At 73.0% G+C, this 13489-nt stretch carries 14 protein-coding genes; 6 read left to right on the top strand and 8 right to left on the bottom strand.

What is annotated here, in order from left to right; genetic code table 11:
* Nucleotides 1–52: 52 nt before the first annotated feature.
* From ACQPZ4_RS03310 to mshA, 3 genes are read right to left on the bottom strand one after another with little or no spacing between them, the layout of a single operon-like run.
* Nucleotides 53–1522, bottom strand: a complete 1470-nt coding sequence (locus ACQPZ4_RS03310; protein WP_433055889.1) for a glycosyltransferase family 39 protein — start codon at nucleotides 1520–1522, stop codon at nucleotides 53–55.
* 14 nt (nucleotides 1523–1536) lie between these two features.
* Nucleotides 1537–2028, bottom strand: coding sequence for a YbjN domain-containing protein (locus tag ACQPZ4_RS03305; RefSeq protein ID WP_433055886.1), 492 nt, complete (start codon nucleotides 2026–2028; stop codon nucleotides 1537–1539).
* An 8-nt stretch (nucleotides 2029–2036) separates the two neighbouring features.
* Nucleotides 2037–3338, bottom strand: coding sequence for a D-inositol-3-phosphate glycosyltransferase (gene mshA, locus ACQPZ4_RS03300; RefSeq protein WP_433055883.1), 1302 nt, complete (start codon nucleotides 3336–3338; stop codon nucleotides 2037–2039).
* Between the two features lie 125 nt (nucleotides 3339–3463).
* On the opposite strand from mshA, the gene ACQPZ4_RS03295 reads away from it, so the two are divergent.
* A complete protein-coding gene (locus ACQPZ4_RS03295; protein ID WP_433055880.1) occupies nucleotides 3464–4222 on the top strand; it encodes an SDR family oxidoreductase in 759 nt (252 codons plus the stop codon).
* Nucleotides 4219–4968 carry a class I SAM-dependent methyltransferase gene (locus ACQPZ4_RS03290; protein WP_433055877.1) on the top strand — a complete coding sequence of 250 codons (750 nt, stop codon included), beginning with the start codon at nucleotides 4219–4221 and terminating at the stop codon, nucleotides 4966–4968. Before ACQPZ4_RS03295 ends, ACQPZ4_RS03290 begins: the two co-directional genes overlap by 4 nt.
* Here ACQPZ4_RS03290 and ACQPZ4_RS03285 read toward each other — a convergent pair.
* A complete protein-coding gene (locus ACQPZ4_RS03285; RefSeq protein WP_433055874.1) occupies nucleotides 4965–5999 on the bottom strand; it encodes a UDP-N-acetylmuramate dehydrogenase in 1035 nt (344 codons plus the stop codon). The genes ACQPZ4_RS03290 and ACQPZ4_RS03285 overlap by 4 nt on opposite strands.
* 36 nt (nucleotides 6000–6035) lie before the next feature.
* Here ACQPZ4_RS03285 and ACQPZ4_RS03280 point away from each other — a divergent pair, with 36 nt between their 5' ends.
* The gene (locus tag ACQPZ4_RS03280; RefSeq protein ID WP_433055871.1) at nucleotides 6036–6794 is read left to right on the top strand and encodes a maleylpyruvate isomerase family mycothiol-dependent enzyme; all 759 of its coding nucleotides are present in this window, start codon (nucleotides 6036–6038) and stop codon (nucleotides 6792–6794) included.
* On the opposite strand, the gene ACQPZ4_RS03275 is transcribed toward ACQPZ4_RS03280, so the two are convergent.
* Genes ACQPZ4_RS03275 through ACQPZ4_RS03265 form a run of 3 tightly spaced genes read right to left on the bottom strand, consistent with a single transcriptional unit; the run spans nucleotide 6754 to nucleotide 9385 of the window.
* Complete coding sequence (locus ACQPZ4_RS03275; RefSeq protein WP_433055868.1) at nucleotides 6754–7581, bottom strand: EI24 domain-containing protein; 828 nt, start codon at nucleotides 7579–7581, stop codon at nucleotides 6754–6756. The genes ACQPZ4_RS03280 and ACQPZ4_RS03275 overlap by 41 nt on opposite strands.
* A gap of 11 nt (nucleotides 7582–7592) precedes the next feature.
* Entirely contained in the window at nucleotides 7593–8237 is a 645-nt protein-coding gene (locus ACQPZ4_RS03270) for a response regulator (protein ID WP_433055865.1), read from the bottom strand.
* Nucleotides 8234–9385, bottom strand: coding sequence for a sensor histidine kinase (locus ACQPZ4_RS03265; RefSeq protein ID WP_433055862.1), 1152 nt, complete (start codon nucleotides 9383–9385; stop codon nucleotides 8234–8236). Before ACQPZ4_RS03265 ends, ACQPZ4_RS03270 begins: the two co-directional genes overlap by 4 nt.
* A 110-nt stretch (nucleotides 9386–9495) precedes the next feature.
* On the opposite strand from ACQPZ4_RS03265, the gene ACQPZ4_RS03260 reads away from it, so the two are divergent.
* Nucleotides 9496–9885, top strand: a complete 390-nt coding sequence (locus ACQPZ4_RS03260) for a hypothetical protein (protein WP_433055859.1) — start codon at nucleotides 9496–9498, stop codon at nucleotides 9883–9885.
* On the opposite strand, the gene ACQPZ4_RS03255 is transcribed toward ACQPZ4_RS03260, so the two are convergent.
* Complete coding sequence (locus ACQPZ4_RS03255) at nucleotides 9811–11766, bottom strand: ATP-dependent DNA helicase (RefSeq protein ID WP_433066209.1); 1956 nt, start codon at nucleotides 11764–11766, stop codon at nucleotides 9811–9813. The two genes, ACQPZ4_RS03260 and ACQPZ4_RS03255, sit on opposite strands and share 75 nt — an antisense overlap.
* Before the next feature lie 174 nt (nucleotides 11767–11940).
* Between ACQPZ4_RS03255 and ACQPZ4_RS03250 the strand changes: the two genes are divergently transcribed.
* Together ACQPZ4_RS03250 and ACQPZ4_RS03245 are read left to right on the top strand one after the other, a co-directional pair.
* Entirely contained in the window at nucleotides 11941–12441 is a 501-nt protein-coding gene (locus tag ACQPZ4_RS03250; protein ID WP_433055856.1) for a DUF402 domain-containing protein, read from the top strand.
* A gap of 40 nt (nucleotides 12442–12481) precedes the next feature.
* Nucleotides 12482–13447, top strand: a complete 966-nt coding sequence (locus tag ACQPZ4_RS03245) for a hypothetical protein (protein ID WP_433055853.1) — start codon at nucleotides 12482–12484, stop codon at nucleotides 13445–13447.
* The last annotated feature ends 42 nt before the right edge of the window (nucleotides 13448–13489 follow it).

Below are 13489 nucleotides of genomic sequence, written 5' to 3'. Positions count from 1 at the left end.
CAAGCTGTCGGCTCGCTCACACACTCGAAACAATCCGCGCCGATCGAAGCCCTCAGTCGAAATGCTGAAAGCGCGGCCACAGGTCGGACCAGGTGCCGGTGAGATCGCGGCAGACGTAGACGCGAGCTGTTTGCTCTTCGTTGTCCACGCCGTAACCATTGTCCAGCCGGGCGCGTTCCACGCAGGAGCCGAATGCCGTGGAACGGCCGGGGTCGCCCTGCGAGACGAGCACCACGACGGTCTTGGATTCGGGCGGCGGGCCGAGGTACCACAGCTCGTTCTGTCCACTGTAGACATCGGGCAGGCCGAGCGGTCGGCCGTACCGGTCGAGCGCCCCCGCCTCGCCGTAGTTCCCGGTCAGCAGGACCGTGCGCGGCTTGTCCTCGGCCGGCAGCTCGTCGTAGACCGCCTTGACCTGCGCCACGTAGCGCGGCCAGCCGATCTCGTCGGAGAGGCCCTGGTTGATGGCCGGGATGGGGGTCCTGCCGATGACGTCCACCGGCAGCACGGGCAGCGACATCACGATGGCCACCCCGCAGTTGACGACCACGGCCGCCCCGAGCAGCCGGCGCCGGGTGGTGCTGTCGCCCAGCCAGCGCGCGGTCGGCACGGCGCCGATGGCGAAGAGCGCGGCCAGCAGGCCGAAGCTGTAGTACGGCTGGCCCGCGATGACGAACAGCAGGACCAGCATCAGCGGATAGGCGATCGCGAACGCCCGCACCGGCCGCCACTCGGGCCGCCGCAGCAGGGCCACGATGCCCGCGATCCACACCGGCACGAAGAACGGGCCGAGCCAGGCCAGCTGCAGCGGCAGCAGCGTGATGCGCGCGTCCTCGCCCTTGTTCTCGGCCAGCGCCGAGGCCATGTCCAGCTGCGGAAAGTCATTGGCGATCTGGTACAGCAGGTTCGGCAGCCCCACCAGCACCGCGATCCCGGCACCGGCCCACAGCCAGGGCGAGAGCAGCACGCGGCGAGGCCCGGCGATGAGCAGGCCGGCCGCGACCGTCAGCAGCAGCAGGAGCACCAGGTGCTTGTTGTAAAGGGCGATGCCGGTGAACAGGCCGGCCCACAGGAACATCCGGGGCGCGTCGCGAAGCAGCGCCCGCATCAGGCACAGGATGACCAGCAGCCACATGACGAGGTCGGGCGCCGCCGTGATGGTGATGTGCCCGGCGGTGAGCGGGAACGTGGTGAGCACCCCGGCCGCGGCCAGGGTCTGGGCGACCGCGCCGCCGCCGAGCTCGCGGGCGACCAGGGCGAGCAGGAACGCGGCGGCCGCGAGGAAGATCATGCCCGGGATGCGGATGGCCCAGACCGTGTCGCCGAACAGCTCGATGCAGCCGCGGACCATGAGCGGGGTGAACGGCGGCTGGTCGACGTAACCCCACTTCGGGTGGGCGCCGACCATGCGGAAGTAGAGCTCGTCGCGGTGGTAGTCGTACCGATTGATGGTGAGCAGCAGCGCGAGTGCGGCCAGGCCGGCCACCACGCTCACGGGCTTCCACGCCAGCTTCGGGGTCACCCCCGCGAATGTAGCTAAGCGGGTCGATTCACGAAGTCCGTAAATGCGCGGAGGTTGTCGAGGGGCTCGCCGCGCTTGACCCGCCACTCCCACTCGCGGCGGATGGCCGAGCCGAAGCCGATCTCCAGCATCGGGTCGAAGCTCTCGTCGGCGTAGGTCAGCACCGCCCCGAGCAGCCGGTCGAGCTCGTCCTCGGTGACGGCGTGCAGCGGGAGCTTCCCCATCAGGTACACGTCGCCGACCGCGTCGACGCTGAAGGCCACGCCGTACATGCGGGCGTTGCGCTGCAGCAGCCACTCCCACAGCGCCTCACGGTTCTCGTCCGGGTGGCGCATGACGAACGCCTCGACCCGCAGCGCGTGCTCGCCGACGATCAGGTTGCAGTTCGTCTTCTGCTTGTGGGTGCCGGGGAGGGTCACGACGTACGCGTGCTCGCCGGTCTTCTCCCACGGGATCTCGCGCTCGGTCGCGACCCGCTCGATCAGCGCGTCGAGGTCAGCACTCATGCCGCCACTCATGCCGCCACCGCCCCCCGGTGGAACTCCAGTGCGTCGCGGTACGCGGCCAGCAGCCCGCTCGCCGTGTGGGCCCAGGAGAACTCCCGCGCGTGCCGGACCGCGCCGAGCGACAGCGCCGCCCGCCGGGCCGGCTCGGCCAGCAGCGGCCCGAGCACGGAGGCCCAGTCGGCCGGCTTGTGGGTGTCGACGAGCACCCCGGACACGCCGTCGCGGACCGCGGTCACCAGCCCGCCGACCGCCGCCGCCACGACCGGCGTGCCGCACGCCTGCGCCTCGATGGCGACCAGCCCGAAGGATTCGTTGAAGCTGGGTACCGCCACCACGTCCACCGCCCGGAACAGCTCGGCCAGCGCGTCGCGCGGCTGGGGCGGCAGGAAGCGCACGATGTCGGCGATGCCGAGCTCGCTCGCGAGGTCCATGAGCGCGGTGGGCTGGTCGAGGCCGGAGCCGCTGGGCCCGCCGCAGATGACGACGAGCAGCTTGGGGTCGCGGGCGCGCAGCTCGGCGGCGGCCCGCAGCAGGATGTCGGGCGCCTTGAGCGGCTGGATGCGCCCGGCGAACGCGACGATGTGGGCGTCGGCGGGCAGGCCGAAGCGCTCGCGGGCGGCGAGCTTGCGGTGCGGGCGGGGCACGAACCGGTCCAGGTCGACGCCCGGCGGCACCACGCTGACCTTGCGCGGGTCGGCGTCGTACAGGTCGATCAGGTCGTTCGCCTCGGCCGGGGTGTTGGCGACCAGGCCGTCGGCCGCGGCCACCACCTGCTCCTCGCCGATCACGCGGGCAATCGGCTCGGGCTTGTCCCCGTCGGCCAGCAGCAGGTTCTTGACCTTGGCCAGGGTGTGCGCGGTGTGCACCAGCGGGACGCCCCAGCGGTCCTTGGCCAGCCAGCCGACCTGGCCGGAGAGCCAGTAGTGCGAGTGCACCAGGTCGTACCAGCCGGACGGCCGGGCCGCCTCGGCGCGCAGCACCCCGCCGGTGAACGCGCACAGCTGGGCCGGCAGGTCCTCCTTGGCCAGGCCCTCGAACGGCCCGGCGATGATGTGCCGGACGAGCACGCCGGGCGCCATCTCCACGGTCGGCGGCAGCTCGCTGTTGGTGGCCCGGGTGAAGATCTCCACCTCGACGCCGGCCCGCGCGAGCCGCTCGGCCACCTCGACGATGTACACGTTCATGCCGCCGGCGTCCCCGGTGCCCGGTTGATCCAGCGGCGAGGTGTGCACCGAGAGCGTTGCGACGCGCCTGGGCAGGGTACGGCGGGACTGCGGGGTATGACCGTGCAGCGAATCAACCCGCGCCACGTCGTGCTCCTGTCTGTTGCCGGTTGGTTACATCTTCCCAACCGTCCATGTTCCCTCGCTTTCACCCGTCTACCCACCGTTGCGTTGGTCACTGCGCCGCGGGCAACTTCATGCAGGATGGCCACATGCCTACTCGTATCGCCGTCGTCACCGGCGCCTCCAGCGGCATCGGGGCCGCCACCGCCCGCCGGCTCGACGCCGCGGGCTTCCACGTCGTCGCCGTCGCCCGGCGGGCCGAGAAGCTCGACGCGCTGGTGGCGGAGCTGAAAACAGCGTCGTCCTTCGTGGCCGATGTGACCTCCGACGCATCCGTGGCCGCGCTGGCCGAGCACCTCGAGAGCCTGGACGGCGAGGTCGAGCTGCTGGTCAACAACGCCGGCGGGGCGATCGGGGCGGAAACGGTCGAGGACGCCGACCTGGCCGACTGGCAGTGGATGTTCGACGTGAACGTCCTGGGCACGATCCGGGTCACCAAGGCCCTCCTGCCGCTGCTGGACCGCTCGGGCCGGGGCACCATCGTGATCATGAGCTCGACCGCCGGGTTCGTGGTCTACGAGGGCGGCGGGGGCTACACGGCGGCCAAGCACGCCGAGACCGCCGTGGCCGAGACGCTGCGCCTGGAGCTGTCCGGCCGGCCGATCCGGGTCGTGGAGATCTGCCCCGGCATGGTGCGGACCGACGAGTTCGCGCTCAAGCGCTACGAGGGCGACGCCGAGAAGGCCGCCGCCGTGTACGCCGGGGTGGCCGAGCCGCTGGTCGCCGAGGACATCGCCGAGTGCGTGACCTGGACCGCGACCCTGCCGCACCACGTCAACATCGACCGGCTCGTGGTCCGCCCGCTCGCCCAGGCCGCCCAGCACAAGGTGCACCGAGTGTTCGAATGAGGCCCTTGGGTTCGATCACGCGCGGTACGACGAACCCCAACCGCCTGCGCCGGGTCGACAACTGGATCGCCGCGACGCTCGGCGGGGTGCTGCGCCGCGCCGAAGACCCGCTGGTGGTCGATCTCGGCTACGGCGCCTCGCCGATCACCGCGATCGAGCTCCACGCCCGCCTCGGCGTGCCGGTCGTCGGCCTGGAGATCGACCCGGCCCGGGTGGCCGCGGCCAAGCCCTACGAGACCGCCGGGCTGCGGTTCCGGCTCGGCGGCTTCGAGCTGGCCGGCCTGCGCCCGACGGTCGTGCGGGCGTTCAACGTCCTGCGCCAGTACGGCGAGCAGGACGTCCCGGCCGCCTGGTCGGCGATGACCGCGTCCGGCGCGTGGCTGGTCGAGGGGACCTGCGACGAGCTCGGCCGGCTGGCGGCCTGGGTGCTGGTCGCCCCGGCCGCCGGCCCGCGGACGCTGACGCTGGCCGCCCGGCTGGCGAACCTGGACCAGCCCGGCACGATCGCCGAGCGGCTGCCGAAGGCCCTGATCCACCACAACGTCCCCGGCGAGCGGATGCACGCCCTGTTGCGCGATCTGGACGCCGGTTGGCGCGCGGCGGCCCCGCTGTCCGTCTTCGGCCCGCGCCAGCGCTGGCGGGCCGCGGTCGAGGCCGCTCGGAGCGCGGGCTGGCCCGTGCTGGACCGCCCGGCCCGCTGGCGCCTCGGCGAGGTCACCGTGCCCTATGCGGCCGTCGCGCCCTAGATCGCGCAGTTCACCAGGACGGGCTCGGGGTGCAGGGTGACGCCGAAGCGCTCCTGGACGCCCGCCTGGATCTCGCGGGCCAGGTCGAGCAGGGCGGCCGTGGTACCGCTGCCCCGGTTCGTCAGCGCGAGGGTGTGCTTGCCGGACAGGGCCACGCCGCTCGCCGGGTCGCCGTGGCCCTTGCGGAAGCCGGCCCGCTCGATCAGCCAGGCGGCGCTGAGCTTCACGTCGTCCCCGGCGGGCCACGAGGGCGGGGTGCCGAACTCCGCCGCCAGCTCGCGGACCCGCTCGAAGCCGGCCGCGGGCACGATCGGGTTGGTGAAGAACGAGCCGACCGAGTAGGTGTCGGGGTCGGCCGGGTCGAGGACCATGCCCTTGCCCGCGCGCAGCTTCAGCACGGCCGCGCGGACCTCCTCCAGCGGGGCCGTCGCGCCCGGCTCGACGCCGAGGGTGCGGGCCAGCTCGGCGTACGCGATCGGGGTCGAGCGGTTCGAGACGGCGAGGCGGAACGTGACCGCCAGGACCACGTGGCGCGGGCTGTGCTTGAAGATGCTCGTGCGGTACGCGAAACCGCAGCCCTCGGCCGGGATCGTCACGACCTCGCCGCGCTCGCGGTCGTAGGCCCGCACCTCGGTGATCGTCTCGGCGACCTCCTGGCCGTAGGCGCCGACGTTCTGGATCGGCGTGGCGCCGGCCGAGCCCGGGATGCCGGAGAGCGACTCGATCCCGGACCATCCGTTGGCCACCGCCTCGGCCACGACCTCGTCCCACGGGTGACCGGCGGCCACCGTGAGGGTGATCTCGCCGTCTTCGACCCGGGCCCGGGTCCCGCGCTGGCGCAGCAGCACCACGGTGCCGGGGAAGCCCTCGTCGGCGACCACGATGTTGCTGCCACCGGCCAGGATCAGCTGATCGCCACCGGCGCGGAGCGCGGCGAGCGTCTCCTCCTCGGAGGTGACCTCGATCAGGCGGCCGGCCGGGCCGCCGAGGCGCAGGGTCGTGAACGCGGCGAGCGTGCGGGGTTCGGGCACCGCACCAGAGTAGGCGTTGCCCTAATCTTGTGGGCTATGAGCAAGCCTCAGCTCACCAAGGACATCTGGCTGGTCGCACTGCGCACCGAGGGCGACGCCTTCCGCGCCGCCCTGAGCAGCGGCACGCCGCTCGACGCCCCGGTGCCGAGTTGTCCGGGCTGGAGCCTGGCCGACCTGGCGTGGCACCTGAGCCAGGTGTACTCCTACGTGACCGGCCACATCACCCGCGGCGTGCTGGACAAGCCGGAGCCCCGCTCGACCGACCCGCTGCCGGCGGGCGTCGACGCGGCGACCGCCTGGACCGACGCCTTCACCGAGCTGGTCGCCACCCTGGACTCCGTCGACCCCGAGCTGCCGGCGTGGAACTTCGCGCCACAGGCCAAGAAGGCCTCGTTCTGGCACCGGCGGATGGCCCACGAGACGACCATCCACCGCTGGGACGCGCAGATGGCGGGCGGCCTGGCCGAGCCGATCGAGGCCCGGCTGGCCAGCGACAACGTGACCGAGGTGCTCGACACCTGGATCCCGTCCGGGCGCCGCAGCGGCCCCGCCGACCGGGCCGGCATGATCGCGCTGCACGCCACCGACACCGATCAGGTCTGGTACGTCCGGCTCCGCAACGCCGGCATCGCCCTGCTCGACACCGACACGCTGCTCGACTCCGACGAGCACCACGAGCGGGCCACGGCCAGCGGCAGCGCGAGCGACCTGGCCCTGGCGCTGTGGGGGCGGGTGCCGTTCGACACCCTGCTGGTCAGCGGGGACGCAACTCTGTTGCGGGGGCTGCTGGCCTGACCAGCTCCGGGCGGGGCCGGTCGTCGATGCCCAGGCCCAGACTGCGCCGGGTCAGCAGGGTCGCCCCGCTCACCGCGGCCGGGATCACGATGATCGCCACCACCGGGATCAGCAGGACCAGGAACACCGGGATGCCGAAGCCGAGCGCGAGCGCCCGGTTGGCCCGCATGATCTTGCGGCGGTCGGCCAGCCGCATCCCGCGGCGGGTGAACGGGACGCCGGTCAGCTCCAGCGTGATCAGCCAGCCGCCGAGGATCGCGTTCAGCACCGGCACCACCGTCTGCCCGACGACCGGGATGAAGCCCATCGCGAACAGCGGGATCGCGCAGAGCACGCCGAACATGATCAGGCGGAGCGAGTCGACCAGGCTGGGCCACAGCGTGCGGTACCAGGGAAGGTCCACGGCCCCAGGGGTGCCGCCGAGCCCTTCCTCGATCCGCTCGGAGATGGTCTCGTAGAACGGGTCCCCGATGAGCAGCGTGACCGCGGTGAACCCGACGGCCGAGAGGAACGCGGCCGCGACGAGGATGGCCGCGCCCGCCCCGAACTCGATCAGGCCGCGCCAGAACTGCGACCAGTCGTCGGCGAACCAGGTCGCCCAGCCGGCGATGTCGTCGATGTAGATGATCAGGAAGACCCAGGCGACCGCGAACAGCGCGCACGTGATCACGGCCGGGATGGCGCCGAGCAGCAACAGCTTCGGGCTGCGTCCGTACCGCGCGAACCCCTTGCCCAGCAGCCGCAGCCCCATCGCGAACTCGGACCCGGTCGTCTTCAGCTGACCCACGGCTTGGCAGCCTACTCGCCGGGGGCCAGTCCGTTGCGGTACGCGTACGCCACCGCCTGCGCCCGGTCCCGTCCGCCGATCTTGGCCAGCAGGTGGTTGACGTGGCTCTTGACCGTACCCTCGCTGATGAACAGCCGCGCCGCGATCTCCCCGTTGCTCAGCCCGGCCGCGATCAGCCGCAGCACCTCGACCTCGCGGGGTGTCAGCAGCTCGTCGGCCTTGACCGGCGGCGGCTGGGTCAGCGCGTTGAGCACGTGGTGCTGCACGGCCGGGTCGAGCGCGGCCCCGTCGTCCAGCACGCGGCGCAGGGCGGCCTGGATCTCCTCGCCGCCGGCCTCCTTGGTGAGGTACCCCTTGGCCCCGGCCCGCAGCGCCTCCAGCACCGACCGGTCGTCGGAGTAGGTGGTGAGCACCACGACCCGCACCTCGGGCGCGCGCTGCCGCAGCCGCCGGGTCGCCTCGACCCCGTCGCAGCGCGGCATCCGCAGGTCCATCAACACGATGTCGGGCCGCAGCCGCACCGCCAGCTCGACCGCCTCGGCCCCGTCGCCGGCCGCCCCGACCACCTCGACGTCCGGCAGCAGCCCCAGCACGAGCGCCAGCCCCTCCCGGACCACCCGCTGATCGTCGGCGAGCAGCACGCGGATCACGGTCATGCCGGCACCTCCAGCGTGACCCGGAAGCCCGTCGCGGTGGGAGCGGCGTCGAGGGTACCGCCGAGCAGCTCCGCCCGTTCCCGCATGCCCGTCAGCCCGTAGCCGGCCCCGGCGCTGGGCGTGGCCGCGCGCGGCCCGAAGTCCTCCACGGTCAGCCGCACCGACCCGTCCAGATGTTCGAGATGCACGGTGACCAGCGTGGGCGACGCGTGCCGGGCCGCGTTCGTCAGGGCCTCCTGCGCGACCCGGTACACCGCCAGCCGCGCCGGCGACTCGAGTTCCCGCTCGCCGCCCCCGACCGTGTACTCGCAGCGCACCCCGTGGTCGTGCGCGAACGCCTTGGCCAGCTCGGCCAGGGTGGGCAGCTCGTCGTCCCGCAGCAGCCCGATGGCCCGCCGCGCCTCGTCGAGCCCGGCCCGCCCAAGCTGCTGGGCCCGCTCGATGGCGGCCGGCAGCCGCGGATCGTCGGGCGAGCGGGCGGCGAGCAGCCGGGCCCCTTCCAGCTGCAGCATCAGCCCCGACAGCGAATGGGCCAGCAGATCGTGCATCTCCCGCGCGAGGTGCTGCCGCTCGGACAGCCGCGCCGCCTCGGCCTGCGCCGCCCGCCCCCGTTCGAGCTCCTCGACGAGCCGCTCGGCCTGCTGGTTGGCCTCCCCCAGCCGCAGCGCGAAGACCATCATCCCGTAGAACGCCCCGACCATCACGGCATCGAGCAGCGCGTCGATGATCGCCCCGCTCCGCGCCGAGCTCACGGCAACGGCGAGCGAGATCAGCGCGACCACGGTGATCGGAATCGAGAGATGCCCCCGCAGCAGCGGCGCGAGCAGCGAAATGCCCACGAAGATCCCGGCCACGGCGGCCCCGTCGGGCTGCAGCCAGACCAGCGCCGCCGAGGCCGCGAGCAAGGCCCCGACGAACCCGATGTGCGTCCGCGTGTGATTGATCGACACCACGGCCCCGACCCCGGCGGCGATGAACGCCACCAGCGCCACCAGCACCGCCCGGCTGGACGTGGGCGACGGCTGTTGGGTGCAGGCCGACCAGACGACGATCCCCATGATCAGCGGGGCGAGCGGCCGCAGCCAGCGGATGACGGCCGCCCGCTGCGCCCGGGCCGAATCGAGCGCGACCAGCGCCGGCGAGGTCATGCCCCCATTCAAGCCGGATCCCGCGGCGCCGACATCCAACCGGGGTTGGAGATCGCAGCTCTACCCCAGCGCCGATGCGGTTGAGGGCCGGTGTTCACGAGCCTGGAGGCATGACCCGAACCCCACGGCTGCTGATCGCCGCCTACCTGCTGCTGAGCCTGGCCACCCTGGTCGTCGCCTACCTGCTCCGCCACCACCCGGACCTGGTCAACGACGCGGTCTGGGTCCGCGCCACGATCGTCGTGGGCAGCGCCGCGGTGTGCAACTGGCTGGCCGCCCGCGGCGACGTGAAGCGCCTGCGCATCATCGCCATCGTCATGACCGTGGCGATCGCGGTCATCGTTTCGGTCCCGCTCCCGTTCCCGCTCTGGCTGAAGCTGGAACAGATCGCCTGCGGCCTCCTGCTGATCGGCGTCGTCCTGACGCTACGAGGCCGCCAGGCGGCGAAGGGCGGCGCGCACGACGTCGGGCTTGGTCGTGTACCAGAACGGCGGCAGTGACTTCCGCAGGAACGGCCCGTAGCTGGACGCGTGCTGCAACCGGGAGTCCAGCACGGCCACCACACCCTTGTCCCCGCGCGAGCGAATGAGTCGGCCGACCCCTTGGGCCAGACGCACTGCCGCGATCGGCACACTCACCGCCGCGAATCCCGACCCGCCGGCCGCCTGGACCGCGTCCGACCGAGCGGCCGACAACGGTTCGTCGGGCCGGGGAAACGGCAGGCGGTCGATAATCACGAGCTGGCAGGCGTCGCCCGGGACGTCGACGCCCTGCCAGAGGGACATCACGCCCAGCAGGCAGCTGTTGCGGTCCTCGCGGAAGCGGCGCACCAGCAGCGGCAGCGACTCCTCCCCCTGCAGCAGGATCGTGATCCCCGGCGTCCGGGCCCGCAGCACCTCCGCCGCCCGCTCCGCCGCCTTGCGCGACGAGAACAGGCCGAGGGCCCGCCCGCCGAGGGCCTGCACCAGCTCGACCATCTCGTTGGCGGCCGGCTCCGACAGGCCCGAGGTCTGCGGCTTGGGAAGGTGCGCCGCAACGTACAGGATGCCCTGCTTGGGGTAGTCGAACGGCGAGCCGACGTCCAGCGAGCTCCAGGCCAGCCCGGCCGTGTCGCGCGCCTCGTCGGCCCGGACGACCGCCTCGCGGGCCCGCTCGGCCGGGGTGGCCGCGGGGGCCGGGCGCTCGACGGCGGTGGGCAGGCCCAGCGAGCGGGCGACGGTGTCGAACTGGCCGCCGAGGGCGAGGGTGGCCGAGGTGGCGACCACAGTGCGCTCGCTGAACAGGTGGCTGCTCAGCGTGCCGGCCACCGAGAGCGGGGCGATGACCACGGCGCGGCGGCCGCGCTCGTCGCGCTCGACCCAGGTGACGTCGTGCTCGGCGTTGGCGATCATGCGCTGGGCGATCTTGACCAGGTCGCCGATCATGGTCTTGGCCTGGGTCTTGCGGACCGGGTCGGCGTCGTCGGCGCGGACCTCGCCGATCGCCTCGAGGGCCTTGCGGCCGCCGCCGTCGAGCAGCGTGAGGGCCTCGGCGAGGACCGTCGGCAGCTCGCCGGTGATCCGCCCGGCCGGCACCTCGGCCAGGGCGACGGTGAGCACGTCGCCGGCCTCCATGAGCCGGTCGGCCACGTCGTCGTCGACGTAGGTCCGGCAGCGGCGGGCCGTCCGCTCCAGCGTCTCCGGGGTGAGCTCGGCCTGCGAGGCGGAGCTGACCCGGTCGGCCAGCTCGTGCGCCTCGTCGACGACGAGCAGCTCGTGCGGCGGGATGATCTGCCGGCCGGTCAGCATGTCGACGGCGAGCAGGCTGTGGTTGGTGACCACGATGTCGGCCTCGCGGGCCCGGGTGCGGCTGGCCTCGGCGAAGCACTCGGCGCCGTAGGGGCAGCGCTGCGCGCCCACGCACTCGCGGGCCGGCATCGAGACCTGCCGCCAGGCCGTGTCGTCCACGCCCGGGTCGAGCTCGTCGCGGTCGCCGGTGTCGGTCTCCATCGCCCACTTGCGCAGCCGCTCGATCTGCTTGCCGAGCCGGCCCGCCTCGCCGAGCCACTTGGTCGGCCGGGCCTCTCCCACGTCGAACAGCCCGTCGTCGGGCTCGTCGGCGTTCGTGCCCTCCAGCCGGGCCAGGCAGAGGTAGTGGTGGCGGCCCTTCAGCACCGCGAACGTGGGCCGCTTGCCCAGCGCCGGCTCGACCGCGTCGGCCAGCCGGGGCAGGTCGTGGTCGACCAGCTGGGACTGCAGGGCCAGGGTGGCCGTGGAGATCACCACGGGCCCGTCGACCAGCAGCGAGGGCACCAGGTAGGCCAGCGACTTGCCGGTGCCGGTCCCCGCCTGCACCAGCAGGTGCTCCTCCTTCTCCACCGCGGCCTCGATCGCCTTCGCCATGCTCTGCTGGCCGGGGCGCTCGGCCCCGTCCGGGACCGCGCCGACGGCGGCGGCCAGGAGATCGATCACTTCCGGTCGGGGGCGACGAGGTTTGGGGGTGGCGGTCACGGAGGGGACGCTACCCCTTGCGTACGACAGAAACGGAGGGCACACGCGGTCGGTACCGTGAGGCGCATGAAACGCGTGAGGGTCGTGTACCGCAAGTACGACGGCTCGCTCCACTGGAACTACGAGACGGAGTGGCTGGGCGAGGACGAGCACGGCGTGTGGGTCGGGGCCGGCCCGCAGACCGCGATCTTCAAGGGCGCCGCACCGAAGGGGTTCGCGGAGTCCCCGCACGTGCTGCTCTTCCCGCGGCAGGCCTGGTGGACCGCCTGCTTCAACGCCGCGCCACACCGGACCGAGATCTACTGCGACATCACCAGCGTGCCGCACTGGCCGGCCGAGACCGAGGTCACCGCGATCGACCTGGACCTCGACGTGCGCCGGCGGCGCCACGGCGGGGTGGAGCTGCTGGACGAGGACGAGTTCGCGGTGCACCAGGTGCGCTACGCGTACCCCTCGGACGTCGTCACGCAGGCCCTGGCCAGCGCGGACTGGCTGATGGGCGCGGTCACCGAGCGGGTCGAACCGTTCGGGTCGGCGTACCACGAGTGGCTGAGTTTCGTCACGTAAAGTGGCCGCGCACGAAATGTGCGTTAAGTACCATTTTGGCATGGACAATGCCCTGGCGACCGTCGCCACCGGCCTGGCCGGCCTGGCGACCTGCGGCGCCCTCGGTGCGATCGCCGCGTCGAAGGTGCGCCGGGGCCGCCCGTACCTCGCCACCGGGCTCTTCGTGGCCCTCGACGGCCCCATCGACCCCGCCGCCACCGCCGCCCGGGCCGGGTTCGCCGGGGTCGAGGTCGGCGTGCGGATCGACCCGGACACGACCACCCCGACGCTGCGGCTGACCTGCGCGATGCCGCCCGGGGAGCCGCCGCCGACGTTCGAGCAGGCGGTGCTCGCCCCGCTGGCCGCCCGGGTGGCCGGCAACCCGCTCGGCCGGGTGCACGCCCGGCGGGCCGAGCCGTTCCTGCTCATGGTGCGGGCCGAGCCGGAACCCGACCCGGAGACCGGCGCCGTGCTGGCGACCGGCCGCGAGTACGACACGCTGGACCTCCTCCTGCGCCCGCACGCGGCGATCCTGACCCAGTTCCTCGGCGGGCGGGTCGTCCCGGGCGCGATCACCGTGGTGCTCACCGGGGCGCACTGGTCGCGGGCGGACCTGCTCGGCGCGTACGAGCGGTACGCGTTCCTGGAGGGCCGCTTCAGCGACCTGGAGCCGGGCGGCCTGCCCGTGGGGGTCGCGCCGATCGTCACCGAGTCGCTCGCGGCCCGGCTCGGCTTCGACGCGCAGGAGGACTGGCCCGAGTTCCCGGCCGAGGCCCGGCACATCCTGCGCGCGCTCGTGCGGGCCGCGCACGACGACGGGCGCCGGGTCCGCTTCGCCGACGTCCCGGAGGCACCCCGCCGGGTGCGCAACGCGTTCTGGAGCGAGCTGCGGGCGGCCGAGGTCGACGTGATCGCCAGCCGGCACCGCGGGGCGCTGGCCCGTTTTCTCCGGCGGCCGGTCCAGCGCACCTACAAGCACCGGGCGGTCCCGGTCCGCTACGCCGCCCCGGAGGCGAATATTCGGTGAACTGGGGATGAACCAGCAGCGTGCGAGGGATCTCACGGCGAC

This window comes from Dactylosporangium sp. CS-033363 (genome assembly GCF_050942475.1).
Lineage (GTDB): Bacteria > Actinomycetota > Actinomycetes > Mycobacteriales > Micromonosporaceae > Dactylosporangium.
The sequence above is the reverse complement of the archived record's forward strand: the minus strand, read 5'-3'. Positions and strand labels throughout refer to the sequence as shown.

Coding starts and splice junctions, on each gene's coding strand:
- ACQPZ4_RS03290 (WP_433055877.1), top strand. CDS start 4,219: ATGAGGCCCTTGGGTTCGATCACGCGCGGTACGACGAACCCCAACCGC.
- ACQPZ4_RS03260 (WP_433055859.1), top strand. CDS start 9,496: ATGACCCGAACCCCACGGCTGCTGATCGCCGCCTACCTGCTGCTGAGC.
- ACQPZ4_RS03280 (WP_433055871.1), top strand. CDS start 6,036: ATGAGCAAGCCTCAGCTCACCAAGGACATCTGGCTGGTCGCACTGCGC.
- ACQPZ4_RS03295 (WP_433055880.1), top strand. CDS start 3,464: ATGCCTACTCGTATCGCCGTCGTCACCGGCGCCTCCAGCGGCATCGGG.
- ACQPZ4_RS03265 (WP_433055862.1), bottom strand. CDS start 9,385: ATGACCTCGCCGGCGCTGGTCGCGCTCGATTCGGCCCGGGCGCAGCGG.
- ACQPZ4_RS03270 (WP_433055865.1), bottom strand. CDS start 8,237: ATGACCGTGATCCGCGTGCTGCTCGCCGACGATCAGCGGGTGGTCCGG.
- ACQPZ4_RS03255 (WP_433066209.1), bottom strand. CDS start 11,766: ATGGCGAAGGCGATCGAGGCCGCGGTGGAGAAGGAGGAGCACCTGCTG.
- ACQPZ4_RS03250 (WP_433055856.1), top strand. CDS start 11,941: ATGAAACGCGTGAGGGTCGTGTACCGCAAGTACGACGGCTCGCTCCAC.
- ACQPZ4_RS03245 (WP_433055853.1), top strand. CDS start 12,482: ATGGACAATGCCCTGGCGACCGTCGCCACCGGCCTGGCCGGCCTGGCG.
- ACQPZ4_RS03305 (WP_433055886.1), bottom strand. CDS start 2,028: ATGAGTGCTGACCTCGACGCGCTGATCGAGCGGGTCGCGACCGAGCGC.